Annotated in this window: 7 protein-coding genes; 4 read left to right on the forward strand and 3 right to left on the reverse strand. The window is 30.5% G+C overall.

Going from position 1 to position 11,800, the window contains the following annotated elements; translation table 11 throughout:
* Window positions 1-119: 119 nt before the first annotated feature.
* Together Q8S45_RS02755 and Q8S45_RS02760 are read right to left on the reverse strand one after the other, a co-directional pair.
* A complete protein-coding gene (locus tag Q8S45_RS02755; RefSeq protein ID WP_305601023.1) occupies window positions 120-2,414 on the reverse strand; it encodes a TonB-dependent receptor in 2,295 nt (764 codons plus the stop codon).
* A gap of 32 nt (window positions 2,415-2,446) precedes the next feature.
* A complete protein-coding gene (locus Q8S45_RS02760; protein WP_305601025.1) occupies window positions 2,447-3,580 on the reverse strand; it encodes a PQQ-dependent sugar dehydrogenase in 1,134 nt (377 codons plus the stop codon).
* 329 nt (window positions 3,581-3,909) lie between these two features.
* Here Q8S45_RS02760 and asnB point away from each other — a divergent pair, with 329 nt between their 5' ends.
* The 3 genes from asnB to Q8S45_RS02775 all read left to right on the forward strand — a co-directional run bounded on the left by asnB (window position 3,910) and on the right by Q8S45_RS02775 (window position 10,478).
* A complete protein-coding gene (gene asnB / locus Q8S45_RS02765; RefSeq protein ID WP_305601026.1) occupies window positions 3,910-5,580 on the forward strand; it encodes an asparagine synthase B in 1,671 nt (556 codons plus the stop codon).
* A gap of 123 nt (window positions 5,581-5,703) precedes the next feature.
* The gene (gene recQ / locus Q8S45_RS02770) at window positions 5,704-7,818 is read left to right on the forward strand and encodes a DNA helicase RecQ (protein WP_305601028.1); all 2,115 of its coding nucleotides are present in this window, start codon (window positions 5,704-5,706) and stop codon (window positions 7,816-7,818) included.
* Window positions 7,819-7,940: 122 nt separating this feature from the next.
* On the forward strand, window positions 7,941-10,478 hold the full coding sequence (locus Q8S45_RS02775) for a M14 family metallopeptidase (RefSeq protein ID WP_305601030.1): 2,538 nt from the start codon (window positions 7,941-7,943) through the stop codon (window positions 10,476-10,478).
* Between the two features lie 64 nt (window positions 10,479-10,542).
* Here the strand turns inward: Q8S45_RS02775 and Q8S45_RS02780 are convergent, their stop codons facing one another.
* Window positions 10,543-10,983 (reverse strand): Lrp/AsnC family transcriptional regulator, encoded by a 441-nt coding sequence (locus Q8S45_RS02780; RefSeq protein ID WP_305601032.1) that lies wholly within the window; start codon window positions 10,981-10,983, stop codon window positions 10,543-10,545.
* 118 nt (window positions 10,984-11,101) lie between these two features.
* Between Q8S45_RS02780 and Q8S45_RS02785 the strand changes: the two genes are divergently transcribed.
* The gene (locus Q8S45_RS02785; RefSeq protein WP_305601034.1) at window positions 11,102-11,500 is read left to right on the forward strand and encodes a hypothetical protein; all 399 of its coding nucleotides are present in this window, start codon (window positions 11,102-11,104) and stop codon (window positions 11,498-11,500) included.
* Window positions 11,501-11,800 lie beyond the last annotated feature (300 nt).

The following is an 11,800-nucleotide window of genomic DNA, read 5'->3' on the forward strand; positions in this document are numbered from 1 at the left end:
TTTTAATATTTCTAAAATTTTGTCGTAATTTGATTTAAAGTTGTTCATATATTTAATTGCTTGATATACAAATAAATATACGACTTTATATAGTCAATGAACAACTTTTATTCCTGTTTTTATAAATGCACAACGGGTAAATTATATTTCAAATTTATACTTGAAAAATGGTTTAAAGATTTTCCAGGATAATAATATCTTGGAAGTGCTGTGCCAAAACTACTTGCATTTATAAGTAACATTGAGGCATGTTTTTCATTAAAAAGGTTGTTAATTCCTATAAAAATATCTAATGTTAATTTTTTTGATTCTAAAGTTTTAAACCCAATTCCAGAATTTACAAGTTGGTATTTTTTTGAAAAAATAGAATTGTCGTCTCTCATAGGTATTTTACCCACATAATTGTACTCTATTTTACCATAAAGGCCAGATTTTAATACAGCAGTAATAGTTGAATTTTGTGTTAAATTTGGGATTCCTGGCAATTTATTTCCAGAATGATTGGTGTCGTAATCCATAAATTCTTTGAATTTGAAATTGTTAAAACTTAAAATATTGCTCAATTCAATTTTCGCATTTTCGTTCTTTAACAAGTTATAATGTAGCCCCAATTCCAATCCTTTATAATGTGTTTCACCGGCGTTAACACCAACAAATTGGTCTTCGCTTATTCGTTTTGCCACAAGTAGGTTTTTTATATTCATTTTAAAAACGGCAATTTCAAAAGTAAGTTTGTTATTTAATAGTCTACCTCTACTTCCAATTTCAAAATTCCAACCTTTTTCAGGTTTTATTGTTGAATTTAATGTGTTATCGGGTAATAATATTTCTTCTAACGTAGGACTTGAAAATCCGTGACCAACGCTTCCGTAAATCATTGAATTTTTTACTACTTGATAGGTGATTCCAAAGGTTGGAGAAAGTATTGCTTTAAAATTAAATTTACCTGAAAAATCAATGGGATATGCATTAAAATTATCTTTTAATATATATGAGGTTTGGTTCAGATTTATTCCAAAATTGAGTTGTGTTTTATCGGATAATTGATACTTTGAATCAAAAAATAAGTTGAAATAAGTTCTATTTTCTTTAAAATCACTTAATAAGTTCCCCTCAACACTTCCTGTTTCTGGTGGGAAAGATCTGTATAAATTTGCTAATGTTTTGTATTTTTTAATATCATTAAATAATTCGCCCCCAACAATCCATTCTACTTGATTTTTAAATAATTTTGCTTTGGTAGTTAGTTTAGTTCTTATTCCAAATGCAGTTGTTTTGTCTTTTAAAATATTGAAAGGTCTAGCTTCATAAGAATCAAGAAACGAATAAAACAGATTAGTAGAGTGTTTGGTGTTTGAATTATAATTATGTTTCCAAGAAACACCAAATAACCCTTTTGTATAATCTTCAAATCCTTTAGCCTCACTCCAATTAATTGCAGCCATTTTAGGGTTATTATAAAAATTATTAAGATCAATAGAACTTGGAATAAATGCTTTGAGATCAATATAATTACCTATAAATGTAAGTTCATTTTTGTGGTCTATATTAAAATTAGAGGCAATTGTAAATGATTGTTTGCTGGTATTGTTATTTGCCCTATAACCAGTGCTTTGTGTATTTGAATACACCATTGATGCTGATGTTTTTTCGCTTCCAATAATTGTTTGTATCATATATTTTTGCAACCCAAAAGAACCAAACGATATGCCAGATTTTAAAATGGTATTGCCTATTGTACCTTTGTTTGGAATTAGATGAATAGTACCACCCAATCCAGAGCCGTACATACTTGAAGAAGGCCCTTTAATAATTTCAATTCTCCCAATTGCACTTAGTTCAATATCTTCAATAGTAGATTCTCCAGAACCGTTGGTTAATGGAATATCTTCGAAATAAGCTTTTATTTTGCTTGTTCCAAATAAATTACGAGATCCAATGCCACGAATTATAATTTTGTTAGTTGTATAAGTTCCATTTTGCATAAATACCCCAGAAACTTTATTAAGTATTGGACTAATGTGAACATTGTTATTTAGAAACTCGTGGTTTGAAATTACAGCTATTGAAGTAGGTATTTTATTTAAATTACTTTTAAAATTATTAGAAATAATTTGAATTTCATTTAAATCTTGTGGAATAGATTTTAATGTTAAAATTATAAAATTAAGGTTTGTAATGGTAACTTTGGCGGGATAAAAACCTGTTTTATTAAATATGTAAAATCCTGTTTTTGGTAAAGTGAAAAGTCCGTATTCATCTGAAGATGAAATAATTTCATTTTTAGAATTTAGAATCTGAACATTAGTAATTTCAATTCCATTGTCCAAATCAATAATTTTTCCAAAGATGGTTTGTGCCACAATATCTGTTGCTAATAACATGAAAAATGAAGAAATAATTAGATTTTTCATGTTAATAAAGGTTACTTTTATAAAGATTGAAATTAATTTACGGGTACAATTCGTACAATTCCTACAGATTCAATGGCAACATAGATATAACCATCTGGACCTTGTTTTACATCGCGTACTCTTCCTAAACCTTCAATTAATTTTTCTTCTTTAACTACTTTGTTTTTTTCAAGTACCATTCTATTTAAATATTGAAATTTTAAAGACCCTACTAATAAATTACCATTCCAATTAGGATATTTAGTGCTCGTTACAAATGCCATGCCACTTGGCGCTATGGAAGGTGTCCAATAATGAAACGGATTTTCCATACCAACAATAGCAGTTTTTTCAGTTATAGTTGTACCATCGTAATTAACACCAAATGATGCTTTTGGCCAGCCGTAATTTTTTCCTGCTTTAATAATATTTATTTCGTCACCGCCTTTTGGGCCGTGTTCATGGGTCCAAATCTCTCCAGTTTTTGGATGAATTGCCATTCCTTGGGTATTTCTGTGTCCATAAGAATAAATTGCTTTTTTTGCACCTTTGGTGTTATTAAATGGATTTGTACTAGGGATTGATCCATTGGTATTAATTCTGTAAATTTTACCACCATCTTTGGTTATATCTTGAGGGTTTTCATTATGATTTCCTCTATCACCAATGGAGAAGTACAATAGACCATTTTTATCAAATTCAATGCGAGAACCAAAATGAACGGGTCCTTTAGTATTTGGGGTTGCTTTGTATAGCACCTCTAAATTCACCAATTTATTGTTTGTTAATTTTGCTCTAGAAATAGTGGTGTTGCCTCCTTTACCATCATTTTCCAAATCAGAAGAATAGGAGAAATAAATCCAGCCATTTTTGGTGTAATTTGGGTCCAATTCAACATCTAACAAACCACCTTGACCACTAACATAAATTTTTGGCAAACCTTCTATAACTTTTTTAATTCCATTTTTATAATGAATTAATTCACCTTTTTTTTCTGTAATTAACATAGCGCCATCTGGTAAAAAAACCATTCCCCAGGGTTGGCTTAATTTGTCTACAACAGTTTCAACTTTTAATTTAAAAGAAGTGTTTACGCCTTGGTTTAAGGCAACTTTGGTAGAGCTATTTTCTAAACAAGAAGTTAAAAAAAATGAAACTAATAAAGGCAAATAATATAGATATTTCATGTCTTAAAATTTGATGGAAATATATGAATAATTTTCATTTTTTTTATGAAATATAATTGTAGCAGAACTAATTAAGCCAAAATTTATTAAATTATTAATACAAAATTTTACAGATTGGCATAGTGTAATTGCTTTTGGATAGTTTTTTAGCAAGAATTAATTCAATTTTTAATTTTTTCAATCAATTATTTACATTAAAAGTTACAAATAACAATTAAAATTAATTATTTAGTTTATAATTGTAATCAATAATAGAAGTTATGTTTGTAAATAGATACTATTAAGTCACATTTGCATTATAAATATTAACAATAAGATAAATAAAAGTTATGTGCGGAATAGTATGTGCGTTTGAATTAAAAGAAAAAGCTGAGGTATTACGACCTCAAGTATTAGAAATGTCTAAAAAAGTACGTCATCGAGGTCCAGATTGGAGTGGAATTTATCATGACGAAAAAGCAATTTTAGCTCATGAGCGTTTAGCAATTGTGGATCCAGCTTCTGGAAAACAGCCGTTATTTAGTGAAGATAAAAATTTAGTGTTAGCGGCTAATGGAGAAATTTATAATCATAGAGAATTACGTAAGCAATTTATAGGAAAATACAACTTCCAAACAGAATCTGATTGTGAAGTTATTTTGGCATTGTATAAAGAAAAAGGAACAAGTTTTATTGATGAAATGAATGGTATTTTTGGTTTTGCAATATATGATGTTGAAAAAGACGAATATTTTATAGCACGAGATCACATGGGAATTATTCCGTTATATATGGGTTGGGATCAAAACGGAACGTTTTATGTTGCTTCAGAATTAAAAGCATTGGAAGGTGTTTGTACAAAAATTGAATTATTTCCTCCAGGACATTTTTTACATAGCAAAGATGGTGTGTTAACCAAATGGTACAGTAGAGATTGGATGGACTACGATGCTGTAAAAGATAACCAAACAAGTATTGACAAAATTCATGATGCGTTAGAAGCTGCAGTTCATCGTCAATTAATGTCTGACGTTCCTTATGGAGTGTTGTTGTCTGGTGGTTTAGATTCTTCAATAACTTCAGCAATTGCTAAAAAATATGCAGCAAAAAGAATAGAATCTGATGATACAGAAGGGGCTTGGTGGCCACAACTACATTCATTTTCTGTAGGTTTAGAAGGTTCACCAGATTTGGCAGCAGCAAAATTGGCTGCAAATCATATTGGTACGGTTCACCACGAGATTAAATTTACTATTCAAGAAGGGTTAGACGCTATTAGAGATGTAATTTATAACCTAGAAACATATGATATAACTACCATTAGAGCTTCTACGCCAATGTATTTAATGGCAAGAGTTATTAAGTCGATGGGAATTAAAATGGTGCTTTCTGGTGAAGGAGCCGATGAGTTGTTTGGAGGTTATTTGTATTTTCATAAAGCGCCAAATGCGAAAGAATTTCATGAAGAAACTGTTCGTAAGTTAAGCAAATTGCACATGTACGATTGTTTAAGAGCAAACAAAAGTTTAGCTGCGTGGGGAATTGAAGGTCGTGTGCCGTTTTTAGATAAAGAATTTATGGATGTGGCTATGAGAATTAACCCACAAGATAAAATGATAAATGGTGAACGTATGGAAAAATGGGTGCTTCGTAAAGCGTTCGAAAGTTATTTACCTGCAAGTATAGCTTGGAGGCAAAAAGAACAGTTTTCTGATGGTGTTGGTTATAGTTGGATTGATACTTTGAAGGAAATTGTTGCCAAAGAAGTTACAGATGACCAATTGAAAAACGCTAATTATAAATTTCCAATTCAAACACCAACCAATAAGGAAGAATTTTATTATCGTTCTATTTTTACAGAACATTTTCCTTCTGATGCTGCTGCTTGGAGTGTTCCGCAAGAAGCCTCTGTAGCGTGTAGTACAAAAATTGCGTTAGAATGGGATGAAGCATTTAAAAACATGAACGACCCATCTGGTAGAGCAGTGGCAAATGTGCATTCTGATGCTTATAAAAAATAATTACTAACTAAAATTTATATTGAAAGAGTCCGGTAAAAACCGGATTTTTTTTGATTTAAAATGTTAAAGATTGTTCTTTTTAATAATCTTACTTTTGTAGAGAGGATTAAATTAACAATAAAAATGCTATTAAAAGAAATCCAAGATAAATTACTTCCAAACTTAAAAAAATATTTTGGGTACGACAGTTTTAAAGATCAGCAACAAATAATTATAGAATCAGTTCTTTCTAAAAAGGATAATTTAGTAATTATGCCAACAGGTGGTGGAAAATCGATCTGTTTTCAATTACCAGCCTTACTTTTTGATGGATTAACATTGGTAATTTCACCGTTAATTGCCTTAATGAAAGATCAGGTTGATGGGTTGAACGCCAACGGAATTGCTGCCGATTTTTTTAATAGTAGTCAGGAAAATTTTGAGCGTGGCGCCATTTTTGATAAAGTAGCAAATAAAGAAATTAAATTATTATATGTTGCTCCTGAAAGTTTAGGGTTATTAGCAGATATCTTAACAGAAGAATTTATTAGTTGTATTGCCATTGATGAGGCACATTGTATTTCTTCTTGGGGGCACGATTTTCGTCCGTCTTATCAACAACTGGGATTCTTAAAACAGCAGCTGCCAAATACACCCATAATTGCATTAACCGCTACAGCCGACAAAGCTACCAGAAAAGATATTTTAGAGCAATTAAATATCCCAAAAGCAACTCAATTTCTATCTTCATTCGATCGAAAAAACATTGAACTAGAGGTCCGTCCAGCTAATGACAGGATTTCTCAAATTATTAAATTCATCAATAAAAAACCGAATGAAGCCGGCATAATTTATTGTTTAAGTCGGAAATCTACCGAGCAATTAGCAGCTAAATTAAAGCAAAACGGAATTAATGCTAAATCATACCACGCAGGGTTAAACTTTTTGGAGCGTACCAAAACTCAGGAAAATTTTATTTACGATAAAGTACAGGTTATTTGTGCAACCATTGCCTTTGGTATGGGAATAGATAAATCGAATGTTCGTTGGGTAATTCATTACAATATGCCTAAAAATATTGAAGGATATTATCAGGAAATTGGGCGTTGTGGAAGAGATGATTTAAAAGCAAATGCTATTTTATTTCATAGTTATTCAGATGTGATTCAGCTGCGAAAATTTGCAAGTGGTGCAAGTAATGAAGATGTTCAAATTGCCAAGTTAGAACGCATGAAACAATTTTCTGAAGCTACAACTTGCCGAAGAAAAATTTTGTTGAGTTATTTTGGAGAATTATTGGCTACAAATTGTGGAAACTGTGATGTGTGTAAAAATCCACCACAATTTTTTAACGGAACTATTATTGCTCAAAAAGCACTTTCAGTAATTTCAAGATTAAATGGAACAGAAGCTACCGGTACTGTAATTGATGTGTTAAGAGGAGCACACAATGCAACAATTTTAGATAAAGGGTACGATACATTGAAATCCCATGGAATTGGTCATGATATATCTTGGCGAGATTGGCAACAATATCTTATTCAGTTAATAAATCAAGGGTATTGTGAGATTGCATTTCATAAAAATAATGCATTGCGTTTAACAGACTTTTCAAAAAAAGTATTGTTTGAAAATGAAAAGGTATATTTAACAACACCAGTTGATTATCAAGAACAAGTGACTATTCAAAAAGAAAAGAAAGTTACCAACGCCAAAAAAGATTCATTATTTGAACGTTTACGAAAATTGCGTCACAAAATCTCTTTAGAAGAAAATATTCCTGCCTATTTGGTTTTTAGCGATGCAACATTAAAGGAAATGGAAAAAGCACGACCAATGTGTGAAGCTGATTTATTAGAAATAAGTGGCGTTGGACAACGTAAATTAGAGGTTTATGGTGATGAATTTATTGCTGAAATAGTTTCGTTTATGGGTAATAAAATTAAAAAAACCAAAAAGGAAGACACTCATTTAGTTACTTATGAATTCTATAATGATGGTTTTTCAATAGATGAAATTGCTGAAAAACGCAATTTAAAATCGACTACCATATTTTCCCATTTGGCGAAATTATATACTGATGGAAAAGATATTGACATTTATAAATTTGTAACTAAAGATGAAATTGATAAGGTTCGGAAAGCGAAATCAGCGCTAGAAAATCCACCTGCTTTAAAGCCGTATTTCGACCATTTTAATGGTGAAATTGAATATTTTAAGATTCGGTTAGCATTATCAATCATTGAAATGGAAGGTTAAAAAGCTAGTTGATAAAGTATGGTGTATAAAAGGTAAAATTTAATTTTTTACTTAGAAATTATTGTTACCAACAATATAACTTTTATTTCCTATTTTTAGCTATCAACTTTTAAACTTTTCAAATGAAACTATTTAAGCAGCATTTTTTTATTTTTTTAATAAGTTTACTTTCTTTTTCAACACTAACAGCCCAAGATTATTTTTTTAAAAACAAAGCACCTTTTAATGCTGCAATTCCTTCACCAGAAGAATTTTTAGGTTATCCAATTGGAGAAGAACACACTAGGCACGATTTAATTGTCGCTTATTTTATAAAGTTAGCTGAGGTATCAGACAGAGCAACTATAGAAGTTTATGGGAAAACTCATGAAAATCGAAAATTAGTGATGCTAACGGTTTCTAATCCTGAAAACCTAAATAATTTAGAAATAATAAAACAACAACATTTAGCATTTTCAAGTGAAAATAGTTCCGCCAAAAATTATGATGAAGTGCCAATATTTGTCCAATTGGGTTATGGTGTACATGGTAATGAACCGTCAAGCTCTGAGGCTGCAATGTTAATAGCATATACATTGGTTGCTTCAAATAGCCCAGAAGTACTAAATTATCTAAAAAATGCTGTGATTTTTATTGATCCAACCATCAATCCAGATGGAAGAGATAGGCATACGCAGTGGGCAAATCAATATAAAGCAAATCCGTTAGTTTCTGATTCAAACGATGCCGAGCATAATGAAAGTTGGCCAAGAGGAAGAACAAATCATTATTGGTTTGATCTTAACAGAGATTGGTTTTTAGCAGTAAATCCTGAAAGTCAAGGGAAATTAAAATGGTACCATCAATGGTACCCAAATGTGGTGACTGATTTTCACGAAATGGGAACCAACAGCAGTTACTTTTTTGAGCCGATGAAAGATATCGGATCCTTGGATCCAATCATGCCAAAAGAAAATTATGAGAACCTAAATACTATTTTTGCACCTTATTTTTCAAATGCTTTAGATGAAATTGGTTCTTTATACTTTACCAAAGAAGCTTTTGATGGAACCTACCCAGGCTATGGTTCTTCATATCCTGATTTACAAGGTGGTTTAGCCTTGCTTTTTGAGCAAGGAAGTTCAAGAGGTCATATTCAAGATACTGAGTATGGTAAAATAACATTTTCTTTTACCATTAGAAATCAATATTTATCAAGTATAGCCACCATAAAAGCAGCAGTTGAAAATAAAATAATTCTTAGAAAATACCAACAAGATTTCTTTAAATCAGCAATTGCTCAACCTTCTAAAAACAGTGTAGTTGCATATGAATTTGGAGATGAATATGATAAAAACAGAACAAAGGCTTTTATTGATAAGTTGCTGATTCATAAAATAAAAGTTTATAAAAAAGGAGAAAACTACGGAGTTCCTGTTAAGCAACCTCAAAAAAGAATGGTGCAATCTATGTTTGAAACTTATAACAAATATAGAGATAGTGTATTTTATGATGCTTCTGCCTGGAGTTTGGCAAATTTTTATAATATGAGTTTTAAAGGATTAAAATCTTATAATTTAGGGGAAGAAGTTAATTCAAAAAATAATATTGTAAACGTAGAAACGATACTTCAAAGTAACTATGCATATATTTTAAACTGGGACGATTATAACGCTCCTGCTGCACTATACTATTTGCAGTCTAAAGGAATTAAGGCAGCTGCTGCATTTAAACCTTTTACTATAAAAACTACAAATGGCAGTAAAAATTTCAACTACGGAAGTATGTTAATTCCGGTTGTTAATCAGAAAAAGAAAAGTGATGAAGTATTTAAAATATTAAAAGAAGCACAAGAAAAATTTCAGGTACCAATTTATGCTGTTTCATCTGGATTTAGTGAAAAAGGAATTGATTTAGGAAGTAATAATTTTAATGTTTTAACAAAACCAAAAGCATTAATGATTATTGGAGATGGTGTTAGCCCAAGTGAAGCAGGTGAAGTTTGGCATTTATTAGATACAAGAATGCAAATGCCAATTACCAAGTTGCCAATTCAAAACTTTAGAAATGTTCCTTTAGAAAAATACAATACACTGGTATTAGTTTCTGGAAATTATCAACAATTAGATTCCATTCAAATAAAAAACATTAAAGAATGGGTGTCCAAAGGGAATACTTTAATTACAATAGCTGAAGCTTCTAAATGGGCTATTGATAAAAAATTAGTAAAAGAAAGTTTAACAAAAAAACAAAAAGATACCAGTAAATTAAAAGAGGTAATTCGTTTGCCTTTTGTTGATGCATCTGAAAATATAGGAAGAGAAAGGATTGGCGGAGCTATTTTTGAAGTTGCGTTAGATATAACACATCCACTAGGGTTTGGTTACCGTTCGTCAAAACTTCCAGTATATAAAAACAATGAAGTATTTTTGGCTCCAAGTAAAAATGCATATTCAACGATAGCTAAGTATACAAAAGACCCACATATTGACGGATATATTTCTCCTAAAAACTTAGAAGATTATTTAAAACCTTCAGCATCATTAATTGTAAGTAAATTAGGAAAAGGATGTGTGATTCTATTTGCCGATAATCCAAATTTTAGAGGAGCCTGGTATGGAACTAATAGATTGTTTTTAAACGCGCTGTTTTTAGGAAATCAAATAAATGTTCCAAATTAAAAATAAACAATTACACATAACGCGTTAATTTAGTAAATGGCTCAATTTTTTGACTTTGAATCATTTACTTTTTTACAATGGAGTTATTATCAACTACTTGAGATAAAACAATATGCGTTTTTGTTTCACCATAATTTATTAGCTGATCTATAAATTGTTCTAAATGTTTTTGGTTTTTTAGCACAACCTCCAAAATAATATTTTCGTTACCAGTAATTCTGTAACAGTTAATAACTTCATTATATTCTTTTACCTTTTCAAAGAAAGGCTTTAATCTTCCCATAAAAACACGCAAAGTTATGATTGCTTTTAGTTGATGGCCAGTTTCAAATGGCGAAATTTTAGCTTTGTAACCCTCAATAATACCTACATCCTCCATTTTTCGGATTCGTTCTGCAACTGCAGGAGATGATATACCAACCACACGGGAAATGGCGGTGTTTGACTGTCGAGCATTTTTTTGCAAGCATTCTAGTATTTTCCAATTGATGGGATCTATATTCATAATATAAGGTATTGATATGTAAAAATAGCATTAATTAAACTAAATTAACATAATTACTTTAAATATTAAATATAAATTGATGAATTACCGATTAATTTTGTATATCAACAAAATAATAATGTCAAGTTACTCAGAACAACATATAAATCAGTTAGTTATTTACCAAAAATCGTTGGATGTTTTCAATTTGTCTCGTCGTATAGCCTCTTATATTACAAATGACAAAACGATGTTAGCAATGTATAATTCTGTTAAAAAGAGCGATCAATATGCTGATAGATTAGTAATGAATGCATTAGGCTTAGTTCCAAAAATAGTGGAGACAGAGAGTGAGGAAAATCCTAGTTTAAAATTAAAATACGCAAAATCACTTCGATATTTTATTGATGGATTATACCAAGATTGTTTGAATTTAGAGAGTGCTAGAATACAAGGAAAAGATTTCGTTCGAATGCTTCGTAGAGAATTAATTCTTCTTAAAAAAATTCACAGACGTTATGTTAAATCTTTGTTGTAAATCACTTGCATATATTACAGTCTATTTTTTCTTTTAATTCTCCTTTTAAAACTCCTTCTTCATTTAAAGTGAAACCACAACAATCCATAAAGCCCTTTGCAATTAATTTTCTTGCTCTTTGAATTTGTGATTTAACTGTTGATAAAGGTAAATTTAAAGTTATATTAACCTAGCGGTAATATATTCATAAAAAAGTTGTATATTTGTCCTATGGAAAAAGAAGATTTTAGGACAGTTGATGATACGATTAGAAGTTCGTATCGAAAAAAGGCAATTGCCTTAATAAAGAAAGGCGTAAAA

The organism is Lutibacter sp., from assembly GCF_030692605.1.
Classification (GTDB): Bacteria; Bacteroidota; Bacteroidia; order Flavobacteriales; family Flavobacteriaceae; genus Lutibacter.